This window comes from Candidatus Solirubrobacter pratensis, from assembly GCF_000425945.1.
Lineage (GTDB): Bacteria > Actinomycetota > Thermoleophilia > Solirubrobacterales > Solirubrobacteraceae > Solirubrobacter > Solirubrobacter pratensis.
In genome coordinates, this window is sequence record NZ_KE384481.1 from 526,435 (window position 1) to 546,297 (window position 19,863).

Annotated in this window: 20 protein-coding genes and 1 other RNA gene; 9 read left to right on the forward strand and 12 right to left on the reverse strand. The window is 71.7% G+C overall.

Annotation, left to right across the window (positions count from 1 at the left end; all coding sequences use genetic code 11):
* Positions 1–2: 2 nt before the first annotated feature.
* Positions 3–1,061: an LLM class flavin-dependent oxidoreductase gene (locus H958_RS41975; RefSeq protein ID WP_037412212.1), complete on the forward strand. Its 1,059-nt coding sequence runs from the start codon at positions 3–5 to the stop codon at positions 1,059–1,061.
* A 106-nt stretch (positions 1,062–1,167) separates the two neighbouring features.
* Here the strand turns inward: H958_RS41975 and H958_RS0132110 are convergent, their stop codons facing one another.
* The gene (locus H958_RS0132110; RefSeq protein ID WP_028061651.1) at positions 1,168–2,193 is read right to left on the reverse strand and encodes a hypothetical protein; all 1,026 of its coding nucleotides are present in this window, start codon (positions 2,191–2,193) and stop codon (positions 1,168–1,170) included.
* A gap of 50 nt (positions 2,194–2,243) precedes the next feature.
* Here H958_RS0132110 and H958_RS45690 point away from each other — a divergent pair, with 50 nt between their 5' ends.
* Positions 2,244–2,513 carry a helix-turn-helix domain-containing protein gene (locus H958_RS45690; RefSeq protein WP_081686499.1) on the forward strand — a complete coding sequence of 90 codons (270 nt, stop codon included), beginning with the start codon at positions 2,244–2,246 and terminating at the stop codon, positions 2,511–2,513.
* Between the two features lie 11 nt (positions 2,514–2,524).
* Here H958_RS45690 and H958_RS0132125 read toward each other — a convergent pair whose 3' ends face one another.
* Complete coding sequence (locus H958_RS0132125) at positions 2,525–2,932, reverse strand: hypothetical protein (RefSeq protein ID WP_156028451.1); 408 nt, start codon at positions 2,930–2,932, stop codon at positions 2,525–2,527.
* A gap of 237 nt (positions 2,933–3,169) precedes the next feature.
* Here H958_RS0132125 and H958_RS0132130 point away from each other — a divergent pair, with 237 nt between their 5' ends.
* Both H958_RS0132130 and H958_RS0132135 read left to right on the forward strand, forming a co-directional pair.
* On the forward strand, positions 3,170–3,889 hold the full coding sequence (locus H958_RS0132130; protein ID WP_196807670.1) for a hypothetical protein: 720 nt from the start codon (positions 3,170–3,172) through the stop codon (positions 3,887–3,889).
* A gap of 145 nt (positions 3,890–4,034) precedes the next feature.
* Positions 4,035–5,258 carry a hypothetical protein gene (locus tag H958_RS0132135; RefSeq protein WP_028061654.1) on the forward strand — a complete coding sequence of 408 codons (1,224 nt, stop codon included), beginning with the start codon at positions 4,035–4,037 and terminating at the stop codon, positions 5,256–5,258.
* A gap of 270 nt (positions 5,259–5,528) precedes the next feature.
* Here the strand turns inward: H958_RS0132135 and ssrA are convergent.
* Positions 5,529–5,912, reverse strand: a transfer-messenger RNA (tmRNA) gene (gene ssrA / locus H958_RS45695).
* A 45-nt stretch (positions 5,913–5,957) separates the two neighbouring features.
* On the opposite strand from ssrA, the gene H958_RS0132140 reads away from it, so the two are divergent.
* Together H958_RS0132140 and H958_RS41980 are read left to right on the forward strand one after the other, a co-directional pair.
* Entirely contained in the window at positions 5,958–7,328 is a 1,371-nt protein-coding gene (locus H958_RS0132140) for a dihydrolipoyl dehydrogenase family protein (protein WP_028061655.1), read from the forward strand.
* Between the two features lie 234 nt (positions 7,329–7,562).
* Positions 7,563–8,408, forward strand: coding sequence for a glutathione S-transferase family protein (locus H958_RS41980; RefSeq protein ID WP_037412222.1), 846 nt, complete (start codon positions 7,563–7,565; stop codon positions 8,406–8,408).
* Here H958_RS41980 and smpB read toward each other — a convergent pair.
* The 7 genes from smpB to ftsE form a co-directional block, all read right to left on the reverse strand.
* A complete protein-coding gene (gene smpB / locus H958_RS0132150; RefSeq protein ID WP_028061656.1) occupies positions 8,398–8,838 on the reverse strand; it encodes an SsrA-binding protein SmpB in 441 nt (146 codons plus the stop codon). The two genes, H958_RS41980 and smpB, sit on opposite strands and share 11 nt — an antisense overlap.
* A gap of 12 nt (positions 8,839–8,850) precedes the next feature.
* Positions 8,851–10,167 (reverse strand): transaminase, encoded by a 1,317-nt coding sequence (locus H958_RS0132155; protein ID WP_028061657.1) that lies wholly within the window; start codon positions 10,165–10,167, stop codon positions 8,851–8,853.
* Positions 10,164–11,858 (reverse strand): ribonuclease R family protein, encoded by a 1,695-nt coding sequence (locus H958_RS41985; RefSeq protein WP_037412560.1) that lies wholly within the window; start codon positions 11,856–11,858, stop codon positions 10,164–10,166. Before H958_RS41985 ends, H958_RS0132155 begins: the two co-directional genes overlap by 4 nt.
* Before the next feature lie 65 nt (positions 11,859–11,923).
* The gene (locus H958_RS0132165) at positions 11,924–13,117 is read right to left on the reverse strand and encodes a S41 family peptidase (RefSeq protein ID WP_028061658.1); all 1,194 of its coding nucleotides are present in this window, start codon (positions 13,115–13,117) and stop codon (positions 11,924–11,926) included.
* 60 nt (positions 13,118–13,177) lie between these two features.
* Complete coding sequence (locus H958_RS44530) at positions 13,178–13,567, reverse strand: ATP-binding protein (protein ID WP_081686502.1); 390 nt, start codon at positions 13,565–13,567, stop codon at positions 13,178–13,180.
* Positions 13,568–13,654: 87 nt separating this feature from the next.
* On the reverse strand, positions 13,655–14,548 hold the full coding sequence (ftsX, locus tag H958_RS0132175; protein ID WP_028061659.1) for a permease-like cell division protein FtsX: 894 nt from the start codon (positions 14,546–14,548) through the stop codon (positions 13,655–13,657).
* Entirely contained in the window at positions 14,545–15,363 is an 819-nt protein-coding gene (gene ftsE / locus H958_RS41995) for a cell division ATP-binding protein FtsE (protein WP_081686503.1), read from the reverse strand. The genes ftsX and ftsE overlap by 4 nt, the downstream gene beginning before the upstream one ends.
* 81 nt (positions 15,364–15,444) lie before the next feature.
* Between ftsE and H958_RS0132185 the strand changes: the two genes are divergently transcribed.
* From H958_RS0132185 to H958_RS0132195, 3 genes are all read left to right on the forward strand, one after another.
* Positions 15,445–16,692: a M16 family metallopeptidase gene (locus H958_RS0132185; RefSeq protein ID WP_028061660.1), complete on the forward strand. Its 1,248-nt coding sequence runs from the start codon at positions 15,445–15,447 to the stop codon at positions 16,690–16,692.
* 86 nt (positions 16,693–16,778) lie between these two features.
* Positions 16,779–17,138, forward strand: a complete 360-nt coding sequence (locus H958_RS0132190; protein ID WP_028061661.1) for a hypothetical protein — start codon at positions 16,779–16,781, stop codon at positions 17,136–17,138.
* Positions 17,139–17,258: 120 nt separating this feature from the next.
* Positions 17,259–17,987: a hypothetical protein gene (locus H958_RS0132195; RefSeq protein WP_028061662.1), complete on the forward strand. Its 729-nt coding sequence runs from the start codon at positions 17,259–17,261 to the stop codon at positions 17,985–17,987.
* On the opposite strand, the gene nadA is transcribed toward H958_RS0132195, so the two are convergent.
* A complete protein-coding gene (nadA, locus tag H958_RS0132200) occupies positions 17,984–18,961 on the reverse strand; it encodes a quinolinate synthase NadA (RefSeq protein ID WP_028061663.1) in 978 nt (325 codons plus the stop codon). The genes H958_RS0132195 and nadA overlap by 4 nt on opposite strands.
* A complete protein-coding gene (gene nadC / locus H958_RS0132205; RefSeq protein ID WP_028061664.1) occupies positions 18,958–19,794 on the reverse strand; it encodes a carboxylating nicotinate-nucleotide diphosphorylase in 837 nt (278 codons plus the stop codon). The genes nadA and nadC overlap by 4 nt, the downstream gene beginning before the upstream one ends.
* Between the last annotated feature and the right edge of the window lie 69 nt (positions 19,795–19,863).

A 19,863-nucleotide genomic window follows, 5' to 3' on the forward strand; every position in this document is an offset into this window, starting at 1 on the left:
GCATGGAACTCGGGATCATCTCGCTCAGCGACCTCACGGCCGACCCGCACACGGGTCGGCCCGTCGCGGCCATGGACCGGCTCGACGACACGCTCGCCTACGCGCGCGCCGCCGACCAGCTCGGCCTCGACGTGTTCGCCCTCGGCGAGCACCACAGTCACAAATTCGCCGTCGCCTCACCCGCCGTCGCGTTGGCCGCGATCGCCGGCCAGACCGAACGGATCCGGCTCTCAAGCGGCGTCACCGTGCTCAGCGCCCTGGACCCCGTCCGCGTCTACCAGGACTTCGCGCAGCTCGACCTGCTCAGTCACGGCCGCGCCGAGATCATCGCCGGCCGCAGCGCCTTCGCCGAGCCGTTCGCGCTCTTCGGCGCCCCGATCAACGAGTACGACGCGCTGTTCACCGAAAAGCTCGACCTGCTCCTGCGCCTGCGCGAACACGACCAGCTCACCTGGTCCGGGCGCTACCGCCCGCCGCTCGTAAGCGCCGAGATCGCCCCGCGCGCCGTCCAGGCACCGCTACCGGTCTGGGTCGGTGTCGGAGGCACACCCGCCAGCGCCGCCCGCGCCGGGCACCTCGGCCTGCCGATGACGCTCGGCTACATCGGCGGCACCCTCGCGCACGCCCGCCGCACGGTCGAGATCTACCGCTCCGCCGGCGAAGCCGCCGGCCACGACCCCGAGATGCTGCCGGTCGCGATCTCCACGCACTTCTACGCCGCCGACTCCGAGCAGGACGTCGCCGGCGTCTTCGATCACTACCGCCACTACCTGCACCCCGAGACCAACAACGGCCGCGGCTTCGTCGTCGACCGCCCGGCCTTCGACGCCGCCCGCCGCCGCGACGGAGCGCTGATGATCGGCACCGCCGAGCAGCTCACCGAGAAGATCCTCGACGCCCACGCCGAACTCGGCATCACCCGCTTCATCGGCCAGTTCGACTGGGGCGCACTCCCCTCCGAGCGCGTGCAGGACTCGATCGCGCGCCTGGCGATCGAGATCGCACCCGCCGTACGCGCGACCGCGAGTGCGACCGTGGCCGCCGGGTCCACTTCAGCATGAGCGGGGCATCCGGATTCGGACGCTCGTCGTCGGCTCACGTGGCGTGACGGCGGTGCGCCCGCTCGGTTGCGGGGCTGCGTTGGGCACCGCTGATCCGCTCGTCTGGCTAGCTTCGGACTTGGTTGCGGGCGGTGCGGCGGATCCCCGAGGCGGTGGTGCCGTGGCGCTTGGCGGCGCGATCGACGACTGACGGGCTTGGGATCGCGCCGCGGGAGGCCGCGGCGAGCTCGCGGTGCAGGCGCTGGGTGAGCGAGCGGGCGCCGGCCTGGCGGTAGGCGTCAGCGACGCCGGCGATGATGTCGTCGAGATCCTCCCACGAGCGCATTCGACGAAGTGTGGCCGCAGCCGGAGGCGGCGACGCGTGGGCGTCGTGAACCGCGGTCTCATCGGGGCGTTCGACGTGGGCGGGTGGCCGTGCTGGTGTCCATTTTCCCGCGGCGGCCCGGAGCACCGTGACCTCGGCGGCGTAGGGGGCGACGGCCTTGAGGTTGACGGTGGGGATGTCGCGAGCGCGGGCGTAGTTCTCGATCGCGGCGATGCTCCAGGGCAGGCAGCCGAGGTCATCGATGAAGCGGTCGGTGACTTCGAGCTGGGTGAGGCCGCGGATCCTGCCGGCGCTCGTGTCGGGTTCGGCCAGCCCGGCGGCGCGGCAAGCGGCGTCCCAGCCGAACTGGATCTCGATCTGCGCGACGGTCGGCAGCGCTTGCATCGATGGCGGGCTGTGGCGGTGGGCGCGGCGCTGGTGGGCGATGAGCGCGTCACGCTCGGCCGCGTAGCGCGCGGGCCACAGCCCTGCCAGGCCGGCGCGGGCGGCAATCAGGCGCAGCGCGACGACGACCTCGTCAATGCCGAGTTCGCGTGGCGGGTCGCGGCGGGCGAGTCCGAGCCGATGCGCGGCGCTCGCGCCCCCGCCGGCGTGCGCGATCGCGAGCAGCTCGTACCAGCCGCTACCGAGCCGTCGGGTGATCTGCTTGGCGGCCGGCGCGTGGGGATGGCCGGCGTGCACGCGGGCGGCGTCGAAGGCTGCGGGCGCGACCTGGGTCGGCTGGCCGGGCGCGACGTGCGCGCTGACGTCACGGACGGCGTCGATCAGCGCGTCGTCGCTGTAGCGGGTGCGGAACGCCGCGGCCATCACCGTCAAGCTAGCCCGCGGCGGCGGCCGGCAGCAGGTAGCTTGGCGGGGTGTCGTTGCCGGTGCGCAGCTCGTCGCGGATCGCCGGCCTGCGCCGGCGGGCGGGGTTGCGCCAGGACGAGCTGGCCGAGACGGTCGGGGTGTCGGTGGCGACGTTGCGGCGGTTGGAACGCGGCGAGATCGACAACCCGCCGTTGCGCTACCTGCAGAAGATCGCGATCGCGCTGGACGCCCAGCTCGCAGACGTGATCGAGCCCGAATGGCGGCAGTGGTGGCCGCGCCCGGGCGCGAACACGCCCCCGGACTTCGGCGCGCGCTGACATCAACACGGTCAAGCCGCTGCCCACGCGCGCTGGTCGTCGTGTTCGCGCAGGCGCTGTTGCCAGACGCGCCCGAGCGCGTTCTGGAACTCCCGGCCGGCTGAGCGCTCGGGCAGGTCGAGCTCGCACGCCAGCGCGATGACCATGTCGGTGCCGATCTCCTGACGGTCGCCGTGACGGGCGCCGCCGGTGTCGAGCATGCCGCGCGCGGCCCAGCGGTCGAGCGTGCTGACGCTGACGGCCAGCACGCGCGCGGCGACGCGCTTGGGCACGGTCGACCCCAACCCGCCGCGGGCCTGCTGGTAGACGATCTCCAGCCGCCGGTGCTGGGCTCGCTCCCAGTCCTCCAGGCCGCTGATCGCCCGCCGCGAGGCCGCGGCGCAGCGCACAAGCCGTTCGCAGTCGCTGGATCTTCCCATGGCGTCGACGCTACGCGCCGACCCGGATCAGATGGTCACGCACGCGCCAGGCTCAGCGGCCGTGCAGCGTTCTCACCCCCAGCAACGCCGCGTCCACGCCCCATAGGTAGTGGCCTCACCTCCTGACACTGCGGCACGCGCCTCCCGCGCCGATCACGCAAAGCTGATCGGTGATCACGCTGATCTGCTCGTTACGGGAGCGTTGCGGCGTTCCCGGAACCGCATCTTGGCGGCACCGTGAGCCCCCGCCCGCTTCCCGATCATGTCGAACCCGCCCGGATTCGCCGCCGCGGCGACGGGCTGCTTGACCGCCGCCGGCAGATGCCGGTCTACCGCGTCGGCACAGCGGCGTTCTCCGAGCACGACGACGAGCTCAACCAGCACGGTGTCGTGCGCTTGGCGCTCGACACGGGCATGGCCGACCAACTCATCGCGAACACCAGCTACGACCGCGAGAGCATCCGCAAGCGCCATCCCGGCAAGTGGGCGCTGGCCTTCCTGGCGTTCGCGAACTCCTCCACCCCTGACATCAAGCGCTGGTGGGCTGACAGCGGCATCGACGTGTGGCACGCCGCCGGCTTTGTCGGCAAGCCCAGCTACGACCTGACGTGGAAGCGCTTTGACGAGCTGGAGGCCAACGGCGCCGGCGAGGCGTTCTTTGAGGCCTCCGCCCTGCCGATCCGCACGGCGATGATCGCCACCGGCGGGCTGGTCGACTTCGACGTGCACGTCGACGGCACCGAGTCCGAAAGCCACGCCCGCGTGATCCACGACTGCGGCCCGGGCGAGCACTGCCCGGGCTGGGGCGAGCGCAGCACCCGCCCCGACGGGACCGCGGGTCGCACGAAGTCCGGGCAGGGCCGTCCGCAGCCGCTCTCGATCGCCGACGCCAGGGGGCCAGGGGGCAGCGGGCCAAGGCCGCCGAGTGGCTGCCCGAGGACGAACACGCGGCGCTGATCGGCGACGCCGACGAGCTGGTCGAGGAGCACGACGACGGCAACCTGATCGGCAAGCGGGTGCGCGTGGCCGGGCATTGGTTTCGGATCACGGACCCGACCGCCGGCGTGCGCACCCAGGTCGGCGGACGCAACGGCATCAAGTCGTGGGTGGGTTCATCGACTTCAAGCTCGTCGACCACTTCTCCGGCGAGCCGCTCGTAACGGTCGTTGAGTCCGCCTCGGTGCAGGAGTACGACATCCTCCCAGAGGCCTACGCACGACTGAAGCGCATCCTCGCCGGCCTCCCCGACGGGATCGCGCACCCCGCGCCACGGTCAGTGGTCGGCGACAAGGGCCCGGCGATCAACCGCACCTACCAGCTCCTGGCCGACGACGGCGTGTTCTGCATCATGCCCGAGCGCGGCACCAGCGCCCAGCCCACGCCCGGGGACCGCTTGCGCACCGACCGCGACTGGGTCGCGCGCTGCGAGAACTGCGGCGGCGAGACCAGGTTCGTCTCGGCCACCACGAGCCCGCACGCCCGGATCATGTTCGAGTGCATCGCCCAGCCCTTCGCCGAGTGCAAGGGACGCCAGCAGCTCGGAGTCGCCCACGACCCACGCCAGGTGCTGATGCTGTGGCGCACCGAGGAGCTCTACAAAGCGCTGGAGCCCTCCCACGGCCGCTACGAGCGCGCGCACCGGCTCGCCCGCCAGCGCAACGGCTCAGGCGGCAAGCACTACGCCACGCGCCCCAAACGCAAAGGCCGCGAGTGGCAGCAGATGCGCGCGCACGCGAGCACGTTCTCGACCTGGCTGAAGATCTGCTGGCGCAACGGCTGGCTCGACGGCGCCACCAGCCGCGTGCTCGCGCCCGCGCTACAGGACACCTGCCGCGACCGCAAGGACGTCGACCACGTCGAACGCCTCACCGAACGCCGCCGAGCGCTGCGGCTGCACCAGCCGTACGGTCCGCGCGCCCGCGACCTCGGCCTCGGGCCGCTCACCCATGTCCACCCCGCCGGCGTCAAACCCCCGCTGCTGACCGAGATCCCCAGCAGCCGCGGCGGCGCGCACCGCCGCACGCTCACACCGCTCCCCAGCACGCCGCCCGAGCCGGTCCCGGCACCGCCCGAGCCGAAGCTCCCGCGGGCCAAGGCAGCGAGTGAGGTCAAGGCTGAGCGCGGCCCCTCCGCCGAGGAACGCCACCGAGCCGACAAGGCCAAGCGGCGCACGCGCGCACGCGACCCGCTCAAGCCCACGCACTCCGGCCGCGCTGTCCGTAGCCGCGATCCCGGCTGGGACAAGCGCCTCCAACAGGACACCGGCCCGCCCGCCGACACCCGGCCGCCGCCGTCCAGAGCGGCGGACGACGACCGGCCCTTCTAACCCACCACCCCATCTGACCGCAAGCCGCCCCGCCGGGCCAACTGGCCCTGGGCGGCTTTCGTCGTTAACACCCCGAACACGACGAGCCGCGCCCGTCAACCGCTCCTCAAAGCCCACCGAGGGCATCCGCAGAGCTCACAACACCCCCGCACAGGACCGCAGCCGCTCCCCAACGGCCAGATCGGTGCGCAGAGCCCGGCCCTTAACGACAAACTCCGTAAGGATCGTCCCTGCAAATCAGCAGTTTCAATCCTTACGGAAATCTGTCCCGAGTGGAGACGGCGGGAATTGAACCCGCGTCCGCAATCGCGCAAAAGGTGGTATCTACGAGCGTAGCCGGTGCTCTAGATCTCGCCCCTCACTCGCCATCACCGGCGGGGTCGTGAGGGGCCAGCCTGATCGAAATGTCCCCTTGGTCGGCTCAGGCCGGCGTTCCGCGGGTGAGCCTGCTATCTGACTCGGCCTGATCCCGGCGCAGGCTCCGGGGGCCAAGGCTCAACTCTAGTTTCGGCTAGAGAGCGAGCGCGAAATCGTGGCTCTCGCGAGCCGCGACAGTGTTCTTCGCATTTGTTGTTACCGGGGTTTTACGAGGCCTCCGGTACCTCGACTCGCAACCACCCCCACGAACCGACCACGTCGAAGCCTGTCGTCCCCGGGGTGTTTGTCCTCCCATTCTATCGACCCGTAGGGTCAATGGGCATGAGGAGCTTCGATGTCGTGGTGATCGGTGCCGGGCCTGCCGGCGAGGTGGCGGCCGGACGGCTGGCGGACGGCGGACTGGAGGTGGCGATCGTCGAGGACCGGCTCGTCGGCGGCGAGTGCTCGTACTGGGCATGCATGCCCTCGAAGGCCCTGTTGCGGCCATATGAGGCGCTCGCGGAGGTCAAGCGGATCCCCGGCGCCGCCCAGGCGGTGAGGGGTTCCCTCGACGCTCCCGCGGTGCTCGCGCGCCGCGACGAGATCATCCACGACCTCGACGACGCGACGCAGCTGCCGTGGCTCGAGGACCGCGGGGTCGCGCTGTTCCGCGGCCACGGCGCACTGACGGGCGGGCGCCGGGTGACCGTCGGCGGCGAGGAGCTCGAGGCGCGCCGCGCGGTGATCCTCGCGGGCGGCTCGGTGCCGATGTTCCCGCCGATCGAGGGCCTCGACGGCGTCGAGGGCGCGTGGACCAACCGCGAGGCGACGACGGCGAAGGAGATCCCCGAGCGCCTGCTCATCCTCGGCGGCGGCGTCGTCGGCGTCGAGATGGCGCAGGCGTTCCAGACGCTCGGCAGCCAGGTCACGCTGATCGAGGGGGAGCGCCGGCTGCTCCCGCGCGAGGAGGAGTTCGCGTGTGCACAGGTGACCGACGCGCTCGCCTCCTACGGCGTTGAGATCCGCACCGGTCAGAAGGCCACGAAGGTCAGCCAGAGCGACGGCACGGTGACCGTCACGACCTCCGACGGCACCACCGCCGAGTCCGAGCTCCTGCTCGTCGCGCTCGGCCGCCGCCCGTCGACCGAGACGCTCGGGCTCGAGAGCGTCGGCCTCGAGCCCGGCGGGACGGTCGCGGTCGACTCGCTCTGCCGCGTCCCGAAGCACCCGTGGCTGTACGCGATCGGCGACATCAACGGCCGCGCGCTGTTCACCCACATGGGCAAGTACCAGGGCCGGCTGGCGGCCGACAGCATCCTCGGCCACGACCACGCGATCTCGCACGGCGCCGACGGCCCGCTCTCCCCGCGCGTGATCTTCACCGACCCGCAGGTCGCCGCGGTCGGCCACACGACCGACACGGCGGCCCGGGCCGGGCTGGAGCTCGACGTCTACGACACCGAGACCTCCGGGAACGCCGGCGGCTCGTACTACGGCCGCGGCGCCCCCGGCACCGCCCGCTTCCTCGTCGACCGCGAGCGCCGCCTCGTCGTCGGCTGCACGATCACGGGCGCGGAGGTCGCCGACTTCCTGCACGCGGCGACGATCGCGATCGTCGGCGAGGTCCCGCTCGAGCGCCTGCGCCACGCCGTCCCGAGCTTCCCCACGCGCAGCGAGATCTGGCTCAAGCTGCTCGAGCAGGCGGGCGTATAAGTTCGATCTTTATCGAAGGAACTGGTACGATGTTCATCGAACTAGATGACAGGAGGCCAGATGCCCACCGAGCCCACCCCGACCCCTCCGCCCAAGCCCCCGTTCCGCCGCCTCGTGGTCTTCGTCCCCCTCGAGACCAGCAGCTAGAAGCAGGCGCTCGTCACAAGCGACGGCTCGGCGGTCTCCAAGAGATCGCCGAGCCGCGCGGGCGACGGGGCTGCTTACGCTGAAGACATGACGAGCGGAGCCTTCGTCCGGCAGGAGAGCCGCTTCCGCGGCTTCCCTGACGGGCCACCGGAGCAGCACCACCTCTACATCGCGCTCGCGTGCCCGTGGTCGCAGCGCACCGCGATCGTGCGGACCGTCCTCGGGCTCGACGACCGGCTCGGCGTCTCCTACGCCGACCCCTACCGCGACGAGCGCGGCTGGGCCTTCAGCGGTGGGCGCTTCACCGACGACGTCAACGGCTTCGCCTTCCTCAGCGAGGCGTACGACCGGACCGATCCCGGCTACGACGGCCGCGTCTCCGTGCCGGTCCTGTGGGACAAGGAGCGCGGCGAGATCGTCTCCAACGAGTCCGCCGACATCGTCCGCATCCTCGACGCCTGGGCCGGCGGCGACCTCTACCCGCCCGAGCTTCGCGAGGAGATCGACGAGCTCAACGGCTGGGTCTACGCCGAGCTCCAGAACGGCGTCTACCGCGCCGGCTTCGCCCGCTCCCAGGAGGCCTACGACGAGGCCTACCGCGGCGTCTTCGCGGCGCTCCCGCGGCTGGACGACCTGCTCGCCGGCCGGCGCTACCTGACCGGCGACGCGATCACCGAGGCCGACTGGCGCCTGCTTCCCACGTTGCTGCGCTTCGACGCCGTCTACCACACGCACTTCCGCTGCAACGGCGCGCGGATGATCGAGTACCCGCACCTGCTGCGCTACACGAAGGACCTCTTCGAGCAGCCCGGCGTCGCGGCGACGTTCGCGCTCGACGAGATCAAGCGCCACTACTACACGACCCACGACGAGCTGAACCCCAAGCGGATCATTCCCCAGGGCCCGATCGACCTCGGGTTCACTAGCGCCTGAAGCTGCGCTCCATCTCGCGCTTGAGCTCGCGCTCCTTGATCGCCTGGCGCTTGTCGCCGACGTCCTTGCCTCGCGCCAAGGCGATCTCGACCTTCGCGCGCGGGCCCTTGAAGTAGAGCCGCGTGGGGACGAGGGTGAGCCCCTTCTCCTTGGTCTTGCCGATCAGCCGCTCGATCTCGCGCCGGTGCATGAGCAGCTTGCGCGGGCGCTCGGGCTCGTGGTTGTCGCGCGTCGCCGGACCGTACGGCGGGATGTGCACGTTGTGCAGCCACACCTCGCCGTTCTGGATCGACGCGTAGCCGTCCTTGAGCTGCGCCTTGCCGCCGCGCAGCGACTTGACCTCGGTGCCCGTGAGCACGAGGCCGGCCTCCCACCTGTCCAGCAGCTGGTAGCGGTAGTTCGCCTGGCGGTTGGTCGCGATGTCGGCCATCGGCGCTCGACGTTAGCGAAGCTCGGCGACCGCCTCGGCGAAGACCTCGGTGTGGCGGTCCACGTCCGCGGCCGTCGTCGTCGGCGCCATCAGCGCCATGTTGTGGAACGGGGTCAGCAGGACGCCCCGGTTCAGCGCGTGCAGGTGCAGGAAGCGCTCCAGCTTCGGATCCGATGCCGCGTGCGCCTGCGTCCCGTTGCGCGCCGGCGACGGCTCGAAGCGGTACTCCGCGCGACAGCCGAGCCGCGTCACGTTCCACGGCCTGTCGCCCATCGCCTCGCGCACGCCGGCCGCGAAGCGCTCGGCGAGCGGGATCGTGTGCTCCCACGCGCCGTCGGTCAGCACGCTCCCGAGCGTCGCGCGCATGGCGGCGAGCGAGAGCGCGTTGCCGGCCAGCGTGCCGCCGACGCCGCCGGTGTCCTCGTAGTCGGCCTCGGCGGCGTCGAGCATGCCCTGCGCGACCTTCCAGGAGAGCCCGAGCGCGCCGGTCGGCACGCCGCCGCCGATCGCCTTGCCGATCGTCAGCAGGTCCGGCTCCAGTCCCCACGCCTGCGTGCAGCCGCCGGGTCCGGCGGAGAACGTGTGCGTCTCGTCGATGATCAGCAGCGTCCCGTGCGCGCGGGTGAGCGCGCGCAGCGCGTCGTGGTACGGCGCCTCCGGGAGCACGATGCCCATGTTGGTCATCGCCGGCTCGGCCAGGACGCATGCGACGTCCTCGTGGGCGAGCGCGGCCTCGAGCGCGTCGAGGTCGTTGAACTCGATCGCCCGCGTCGTCTGCGCGACGTCGACCGGCGGCCCGACGTTGCCCGCGCGCGAGACGGTCCGGCCGCCCGCGTCGACCGCGAACGCCTCGTCGACCGAGCCGTGGTAGCAGTAGGAGTAGACCAGCACCTTCGGCCGGCCGGTCAGCAGCCGTGCGATCCGCAACGCGGTGCGGTTCGCGTCGGTGGCGGTGAGCGTGAACAGCCAGCGCTCCAGCCCGAAGCGGCGCGTGAGCTCCTCCCCCACCCACGCCGCGTCCTCGGTGGGCAGCATCGTCGTGATGCCGGTCTTCGCCTGCAGCGCCTCCAGCACCGGAGGCGGCGCGTGGCCCGCCATCGCGCCGGTGTCGCCCAGGCACAGGTCGATGTACTCGTGGCCGTCGACGTCGACGATCCGGCTCCCGCTCGCCTCCGCGACGGCAACCGGATAGCCGCCCGCCCACAGCATCATCCAGGGCATCGGGACGCCGCCGAACAGCGACCCGCGCGCACGCTCGTGCAGCTCCGCCGACCGGGGATGCCCGGTCCGGAAGCGCTCGAGCTCGCGCTCGATCAACGCATCGATCACGACCGGAGTTCTACCGGCACGAGGTCGGTCCGGCCTCGCGGCGCGTCGACCTTCTCGACCTGGACGAGCACCGGATCGCCGATCCGCAGCGCGCGCCCGGACTCGGAGGCGACGAGCGCGGTCTCCTGCTCGTTGAGCTCCCACCAGCCGCCGCGCAGCCGCCGGACCGGCAGCATGCCCTCATAGCCCTCGAACGCGACGAAGGCGCCGGCGCCGATCACGCCCGTCACCTCGCCCTCGAACTCGGTCTGCCACCCGCGCGCGAAGAGCGCCTGCTCGAGCAGGAACGCGCGCGCCACGTCGTCGGCGGCTCGCTCGATCTGCATCGCGTCGCGCTCGCGCAGCGAGCACCACTCGCCCGCCTTCTCCAGCTCCGACGCGCGCACGACCGGCTCGCCGGCGCCGATCGCGCTCAGCAGCGAGCGGTGGCAGATCAGATCCGGGTAGCGCCGGATCGGCGACGTGAAGTGGCAGTACTGCGACGAGCGCAGGCCGTAGTGGCCGAGGTTGCGAGGCGTGTAGCGCGCCTGCTTGAGCGAGCGCAGGACGAGCGAGGTGAAGCCGATCCGGCCGTGCCCGCGGCGGCGTACCTCCGCGTCCACGAGGCGCGAGACCTCGGCGGCGACGTCGCCCGCCTGCTGCGGAGTCATGTGGCGCGAGAGCGCGGGCGTCGGGACGCCGAGCGACTCGAGCTGCTCGACCAGGCGCTCGATGCGGGGCGGGTCCGGCCGCTCGTGCACGCGGTACAGCGCGGGCAGCTTGCGCGACTCGAGCAGCCGTGCGACGGCCTCGTTGGCGGCGATCATCAGGTGCTCGATCAGCCGGTGCGACTCGGTCTGCTCGGTCGGGTCGAGCCCGGTCACGTGGCCCTCGCGGCTGAACGCGAACTCCGGCTCGACCGACTCGACGGCGAGCGCCCCGCGCGCCTCGCGCGCGGCCTGCAGCGCCGCCGACACCTTGCGCGCGGCCGCGAGCGGCTCCCCCCACGGCGCCTCGGCGCGGTCGATCCCCGCGAACACGCGGTCGACGGCGGGGTAGTCGAGCCGCGCGTCGGAGCGGATCACGCTGCGGTGGAAGGCCGTGCGGCGGACGCGCGCGCCGTCGAACTCGAGCTCGACCGTGACGGCGAGCCGGTCCTGATGCGGGACCAGCGAGCACGCGCGGTTGGACAGCGCCTCCGGCAGCATCGGCTCGACCAGTCCCGGGACGTAGACCGAGGTCGCGCGCCGGAACGCCTCGCGATCGACCGCGCTGCCGGGCCTCACGTGCGCGGCCACGTCGGCGATGTGCACCCAGACGCGGATCCCGCCGTCGTCGAGCGCCTCGGCCGAGATCGCGTCGTCGAAGTCCTTCGCTCCCGGCGGGTCGATCGTGAACGTCGGCAGCTCGCGCAGGTCGGTGCGCGACTCGTCGGCGCAGGTCTCCTCGGCCGCGATCCGCGCCTCGCGCTCGACCAGCGGGTCGAAGCGGCGCCGCAGCCCGCGGTCGATCATCAGCGCCTCGAGCACGTCGCGCGCGACGTCGGGCCGGCCGATCCGCCGCACGACCTTCCCATGCCCGCCGCGCGCGCCCACCGGCTGCACCAGCACCAGGTCGCCGGCGTGGACGTTGCGCGGCTTGTCGATCGCGATCCGGTGCGAGCGCGTGAAGAACGGCGTCGCCGCGAGGAAGCGCCCGTGCTTCTCGAGCACCGCGACGATCGGACCGCTGAGGCGCTCGGGGGGCCGCGACCGCTCGGCGGTCCGCGCGCGCTGCCTCACAGCTTCCCCGCGACCGTCTCCAGCGCCTTGTCGAGCGCCTCGTCCGGCTTGGTGTGGGGGTCGTCCTGCGCCTGCACGTCGGGAGTGATGCCGGCGCCCTTGCGCACGCCGCCACCGCCGAGGTTGCGCCCGCTGGGCGTGAAGTACTCGCCGACCGTGATGTCGAGCGCGCCGCCGTTGGACAGCCGCTCGATCTCCTGGAAGACGCCCTTGCCGTACGTGCGCGTGCCGACCACGGTCGCGCGGTGGCGGTCCTGCAGCGCGCCGGTGACGATCTCCGACGCCGACGCCGAGTTCTGGTTGACCAGGACGACGACCGGGACCTTGCCCGAGATCGCGCCGCCGGTCGCGTTGTAGACGTGCTCGGGCCGGTTGCGGCCCTTGGTCGAGACGACGCGGCCGTCGGGGACGAAGATCGAGGCGATCTGCACCGCCTCGTTCAATAGGCCGCCGCCGTTGTCGCGCAGGTCGAGCACGACGCCCTGGGCGCCGTCGCCGAGCTCCTTGCGCACCGCCCCGCCGACCTCGCCGTGCGCGCCGGACGTGAAGCTCGCGAGATGCACCCACGCGATCTTGTGCGAGCCCTTCGTCTCGAGCTTGCTCTCCACCACCGGCACGTCGACCTTCGCGCGCTTGAGGCGCACGTCGCGCGTGCCCTTGCCGCTGTCGATCGTCAGCGTCACCGAGGTTCCCGCCCGGCCCTTGATCAGCGCGGTCGCCTGGTCGGACGTCTTGCCCGCCAGCGCGCGGCCGTCGACCTTGACGATCACGTCGCCGGCGCGCAGGCCGCCGTCCTTGGCCGGCGAGTTGTCGTAGACCTGGTTGATGCGCAGCCCCTGCTTGACCGCCGTCACGGTCATGCCCACGCCCTCGAACTCGCCCTCGGTCGACTCCTGGAAGCCGGTGTAGGCGGTGGGCGAGAAGTAGTTGGAGAACTGGTCGTGGAGCGACTCCACGGCGGCGCCGATCGACTTGTTGAGCAGGTCCTTGCGGTTCACCGGGCGGTAGTAGTCGCGCTCGATCGTGTCGATCGCCTCCTGGTAGAGGCGCCCGTCGGAATCGGCGACCAGCGTGTCGCGGGCGAACCCCGGAAGCCTGTCGGGGTGCCCGCCGAGCCAGATGCCCAGGACGAGCGCCAGCGGGATCAGGACGGCGAGGAGGGAGGCCGGGTACCGGCGACGGCGGCGCATCTCGGGACGATCACGGTATCGAGCCGCCTCAGCGGCGCCTAAGCACGCGAGAGCGGCTCCTCAGGCTCCGCGGCCGCCCCGGCGCGCGCCGAGCTCGAACCAGACCCGCGCCTGGCCCTCGATGTCCGCCGCCCAGCGGTCGGCGACCTGGGCCATGAAGTGCAGGCCCCATCCGGAGTCCTTGGGGTCGCCCGCGCGCCTCGGCACGGGCGTGAATCCAGGGCCCGGATCCAGCACCTCCACGCGCAGCCGCTGCGGGTCGACGTCGATGCGCAACTCGATCTCCCCGTCCTCTGCGACGTGCTCGACGGCGTTGGCGATCAGCTCCGACACGAGCAGGCGGGCGTCCGCGAGCCGGTCGGCGTCGATCTGGCCGGCCAGCCGGTCGAGCACCCGGCGTGCCTCCGCAGCCGAACCGGGAGCCTTCGGGAGGACTTCCGAGTAGAACATGGTCCATCATCCGGGTACCCGCCGTACCCGCTTTGCACCATCATGTTGCCCGTCTCGATCGAGCGCCGACTGTGCTCGTGGGCCGCGTCAGACCCGGAGGAACCGGCGCAGCGAGAGCCCAGAGCCGGCGGCCGAGACGGAGATCGCCGCGCACAGCAGGATCGCGATCAGCGCCGGGAAGTTGATCGTCTCCGGGGAGGCGATCAGCGCGAAGTCCTTGGCCAGCGGGTCGACGACGGCGATCTTCGCGACGGCGAGCAGCAGGATCGCCAACACCCCGCCGAGCGCGCCGACGATCACGCCTTCCAATACGAACGGCCAGCGGATGAACCAGTCGGTCGCGCCGACCAGCTTCATCACCTCGACCTCGCGCCGGCGGGCGTAGAGCGAGAGCCGGATCGTGTTCGCGATCAGCAGGATCGACGCGATGCCCAGCAGTCCGGCGAGCAGCGCCATCGTGATCTTCACGACGCGCGTGACCGAGAGGATCTTGTTCGTGTCCTCCTCGCGGTTGCGCACCTCGTCGATCGCGGGGTCGACGACGGTGCGGCCGCCGGAGGGCGACTGCGGCGCGAGCGCGTCGCGCAGCTTGCCGATGTCGTCCGGCTTGGCCGGCGTGACGCGGAAGGTGTCGGGAAGCGGGTTCGAGCCGAGCAGCTGGTAGGCCTCGGGATTGCGCTTCTTCTCCTCGTCGTACGCCTGCTTCTTGGAGACGAACTTCACGCTCTTGACCGTCGGCTGCTGCTGGATCAGGCGCTGGACGCGGTCGATGTCCTTCTGCGTCGCGTCCGTCTTGAGGAAGACGTCGGCGATCACCTTGCCGCGGACCTCGTTGGCCGCGCCCGTCGTGGCCTGCACCACAGGGATGAAGACGCCGAGCACGAGCACGGTGACGAGCACGGTCGCCATCGCGGCGAACGACGGCACGGCGTTGCGCTTGAGCGCGCGCAGCGCCTCGCGCACGAAGAAGACCGGCCTCATCCCTGGGCGCTCCGCATCCGGATCGCGAACTCGCGCGTGTTCTCGCGCGCCGCGTAGGCACCGGCCTGCTCGTCGCGCACGATGCGGCCCTGGGAGAGCTCGATCACGCGACGGCGCATCTTGTCCACCATCGCCACGTCATGGGTGGCGACGAGGACGGTCGTGCCCGTCTGGTTGATCCGGTAGAGCAGCTGCATGATCCCGATCGAGGTCTCGGGATCGAGGTTGCCGGTCGGCTCGTCGGCGATCAGCAGCGGCGGGTGGTTGACGAACGCGCGCGCCACCGAGACGCGCTGCTGCTCGCCGCCGGAGAGCTGGTCGGGGCGGTTGTGGAGCTTGGTCGAGAGGCCGGTCAGGCGCAGGATGTCCGGCACCTTGTCGCGGATCTCGCGCCGGCTGCCGCCCGTGACCTGCAGCGCATAGGCGACGTTCTCGTAGACGGTGCGGTTCGGCAGCAGCTTGTAGTCCTGGAAGACCACGCCGAGGTTGCGGCGGTAGTACGGCACGCGGGCCCGCGGGATCTTCGCGAGGTCGCGGCCGGCGACGCGGATCTCCCCCGCGGTCGGGTCGGTCTCCTTGATCAGCAGCCGCATCGTCGTCGACTTGCCCGAGCCCGACGCGCCGACGAGGAAGACGAACTCGCCGGGGTAGATGTCGAAGCTGATGCCGGCGAGCGCCGCGTCGACCGCGTTGTAGCGCTTCTCGACGCTGCTGAAGGAGACGACGGCGCCCGTCGCGGGCGGCCGGGGCGTGTCCGGGCGATGCGGGTCGTCGCGGTGGCGGCGCCGGCGCAGATGTCGTTCGGTTGCAGCCATGACCAGGGCTCGATGCTACGAGGCAAGGTTCGCTTTGCCCGCAACGTTCCCTGCAAACGACGTTTGAGTACGCTCATCCGCATGGCCCGCATCGAGTCATCCTCCCTGCCGAACGGCCTTCCCCTGCACCGGGTGGAGCTGCCGACGCGATCGCTGACCGCCCTCGTCGCCTTCGACGCGGGAGCGCGGACGGAGCGGCCGGAGGAGAACGGGATGGCGCACTTCCTCGAGCACCTCGTGTTCAAGGGCGGCGTCAAGTACGACGACTACCGCAAGGTCAACCAGACGGCGGAGACGATGGGCGCGGTGCTCAACGCCTACACCTCGCACGATCTGGTCGCCTTCCACATCACCTGTCGCGCCGAGGTGGCGGCCGAGGCGATCGACCTCCTTACCGACTTCGTGGGCCGCCCGAAGATCGACGCCTCCGAGCTCGACCGCGAGCGCGGGGTCGTGATCCAGGAGATCGCGCGCGCGCACGACCAGCCGTCGGTCGTCGCCGAGCACCTGATCGATCGCGCGGCGTTCGGCGAGCACCCGCTCGGCCGCCCGGTCCTCGGGCCGGAGGAGCACCTGCGCAGCTTCACCCGCGACGCGATCGTGGCGTTCCGCACCCGCCAGTGGTCGGGCTCGCGCGGTGGCGCCTTCCTGGTCGGCAACCTCGAGCACCTGCCCGAGGACCGCGAGCTGGCCGAGCTGTTCGGGCGCTTCCCGTCGATCTCGAGCAACGGCTCGTTCGAGCCGGCGCCGGCGTTCGACCCGACGACGCTCGTGGAGCGGCGCGACTCCAACCAGTCGCACCTGCGGATGTCCTACCGGCCGGGGATCACCGCGCGCGACGCGCGCGCGCGAGCGGCGCTGAACGTGTACTCCACGCTGCTCGGGGGCTCGATGGGGTCGCGCCTGTTCGACGAGATCCGCGAGCAGCGCGGGCTCGCCTACTCGGTCTACGCGCTGGATCACACGTTCGCCGACGTGCCGATCCTGCAGCTGTCCGCGGGCCTGGAGTCCGGCAAGTGCGTCGAGGCCTACACGCGGATGCGCGAGATCGTCGACGACCTGCGGACCAACGGACCCGACGCCGGAGAGGTGGAGCGGGCCCGGGCCTACGCGGCGGGGCGGCGCGTGCTCGCGTTCGAGAACACCAACGCCGTCGCGCGCCACGCCGCCAACCAGACGGTCGTCTTCGGGCAGGACATCGACCCGGACAAGGCGATCTCGGCGCTCGACGAGGTGACCTTCGAGGAGGTCGACGCGATCGCGCGCGGCATCTCGGAGGACCTGTCGGTCGCCTGCGTGGGTCCGCACGACCTCGCGGACTTCAACTAGCGCCCGTGGGCAGCACCTACCAGGACTGTTAGAACCGGCATGCTGACCTTGCCGCATGCCGCTCGAGGGGCCACAATGGGCCGCGCGTGACCCACGTTGAGCTCAATCACCGCGAGCTCGAGCGCTACGTCCGACGGGTCTCGGACCGGTGGCCGCTCGATCGGGCGGTGCTCGGCGGCGCCCGCGTCGCCGACCTCCGCGGCGCCGGGCCGCAGCGCGAGCGCGGGCCGGAGTACGTGATCGTGCTCGTCTCGGAGTACTTCGACGGCGTGCCGTGGCTCGAGCGCGTCTATGTCGCCGGGACGCTGTGGGACGCCTACGAGATGGGCGCGCCCGCCGACGTCCACGCGTACACCCAGGCGGAGTTCGACCGCAAGCGCGAGTCGCTGGCGTCGGTGCGCGACGCGGTCGAGCACGGGCTCGAGCTGCTGCCAGAGCACGCGTAGCGGGCTCCCGGGCGTCCGGGCACGGACGACATCCGTCCAGCGGCTCCAGCCGCCGCACGTACGGGTCGATCACCCGTGCGACCGACCTTGTCCCGAGCCCCTACGGAGAACTCGCCCAGCATGCCCATCATCGCCCGGACCTTCAGCGCCGTCGCGCTGGCGGTCGCCGCCGTGCTCGTCCCCACCGCCGCGGCCTCCGCCAAGCCGGCCCCCAAGGCCAAGACGGCCGCCAGGTGGGCGAAGAAGAACCACCTGTCAGGCGCATGGCGCGTCAAGGACGCCGACAAGGACGGCCTGAAGAACCTCGAGGAGTTCAAGCTCGGCACGAACCCGCGCAAGGCCGACACCGACCGCGACGGCCTCCGCGACGCGGACGAGATCACCGTGGGCGACGACCCGACCGATCCCGACACCGACGGCGACAAGGTCAAGGACGGCGCCGAGCACGCCGGCGTGGTGACCGCGTTCGACGGCACGACCGTCACGATCCGCCAGTTCAAGGGCGGCAAGCTGAGCGCGCCGCTCGCGGACGGCGCCGACTGCTCCCCCGCCGGCGCCGGCGACGACGACTCGGCCGGCGACGACTCCGGCGACGACTCCGGCGACGACGGCGGCTACTGGGGCGACGACGGCACCGACTCCGCAGGGGACGACGAGAGCGGCGACGACGACACCGGCGCCGGCGCGTCGACCGCCGACGACGACCCGACCGAGGTCGACCTCGGCGCCGGCGATTCGGCGGCCGGCGACGACGGGTCGTGCGGCGACGCCGGCGTCGAGAAGGGCGCCGTGATCCGTAGCCTCGAGCTCGAGGACGGCGCGATCGTCGCCGTCGAGCTCGCGGGCTAACCGATCGCGACCATCCGCTCGATGGGGAGCCGCGCGCGCTCCGCGATCGCGTCCGGCACCTTGACGACGCCGGACATGTCCCGCAGCGCGTCGCGCAGCTTCGGCAGCGTGATCATCTTCATGTAGCGGCACGTGGCCGCCTCGTTGGCGGCCACGAAGTCGATGTCCGGGCGCGCCATCTGCAACGGGTGCAGCATGCCGGTCTCGGTCGCCATGATCGCCGTCGTGCCGGCCGGCGCGGCCGCCGCCCAGCCCATCATCCCGCCGGTCGAGAGCATGTGGACGCCCTCGGCGGGGACGTCGCCGGCGGCGACGTACTCCATCACCGACGTCGAGCAGCCGCACTCGGGATGGATCAGGAAGTCGGCGCCCGGGTGCGCGGCGCGCATGTCGGCGATGTCGCGCGGGCGGATGCCGGCGTGGACGTGGCACTCGCCGTCCCACACGTGCATCTTGCGCCCCGTCGTCTTCTCCACGTAGGCGCCGAGGAACATGTCCGGGCCGAACAGGATCTCGGTGTCCTCGCCGTGGGTCGCGTAGATGTGCTCCACGACCTGGACGGCGTTGGACGACGTGACGCAGTAGTCGGTCTCCGCCTTCACCTCGGCGGTCGTGTTGACGTACATGACCACGAGCGCGCCCGGGTGCTGCGCCTTCCAGGCGCGCACCTGCTCGGCGGTGATCGAGTCGGCGAGCGAGCAGCCCGCGTCGAGGTCGGGGATCAGCACGGTCTTCTCGGGCGAGAGCACCGAGGCGGTCTCGGCCATGAAGTGCACGCCGCAGAACGCGATCACGTCCGCGCCGGTGCGCGCGGCCTCCTGCGAGAGGCCGAGCGAGTCACCGACGAAGTCGGCCACGTCCTGCACCTCGGGCAACTGGTAGTTGTGGGCCAGGATGACGGCGCCCCGCTCGGCGGCGAGGGCGCGCACCTCCTCCTGGAGCGCAGGGATGGATTCCAGCGAAAGGAGCGTCACGGGAGCGTCTCCAAGATCAGCGACAGGTCGAGGACGGGGGCCGAATGGGTCAGGGCGCCCATCGACACGAAGTGTACTCCTGGAATGGTCGCGTAGACCAAAACTGTCTCATCATCGATGCCGCCGGACACCTCCAGCTCGGCCCGTCCGGCGACCTGGGCGACCGCGTCGCGGACCCGCTCGGGGCTCATGTTGTCCAGCAGCAGGCGCGGCGCGCCGGCCTCCAGCGCGGCGTCGATCTCCGCCGCGTCGCGCACCTCGACGGCGAGCGGCAGGTCCGGCCGGGCGGCGCGCGCGCGGCGCACCGCCTCCCCGACCCCGCCGGCCAGCGCGGCGTGGTTCTCCTTGATGAGGATGAAGTCGAACAGCCCGATCCGGTGGTTGACGCCGCCGCCGTCGGCGACGGCGCGCTTCTCGAGCATCCGCATGCCGGGGGTCGTCTTGCGCGTGTCGAGGATCCGGGCGCCGCCCGGGCCGACGGCACGCACGATCCGGGCGGTCTTCGTGGCGACGCCGGATAGGCGGCCGAGGAAGTTCAGCGCGGTGCGCTCGCCGGTCAGCAGGGCGCGCGCGGAGCCCTCGACGCGCAGCACGCCGGCGCCCGCCTCGCGCCATTCGCCCTCAGGGCCGAGGCGCGTGAACGCGACCTCAGGGTCGAGCCGCTGGAAGACCGCCTCGGCGACTTCCAGGCCCGAGATCACGCCGGCGGCCTTCTGGGTGATCGTGGCGAGGCCGCGGGCCTCGCCGTCGACCGTCGCGGCGGTCGTGGCATCCCCCTCGCCGACGTCCTCGGCGAGCGCGCGGTCGACGAGGTCGGTCTCGAGCTCAAGCATCGTCCTGCGAGTGTAGCCGAAAAGGTCGTTGCGACCAAAACGACCCTCATACGACCGCCCGCTGACACA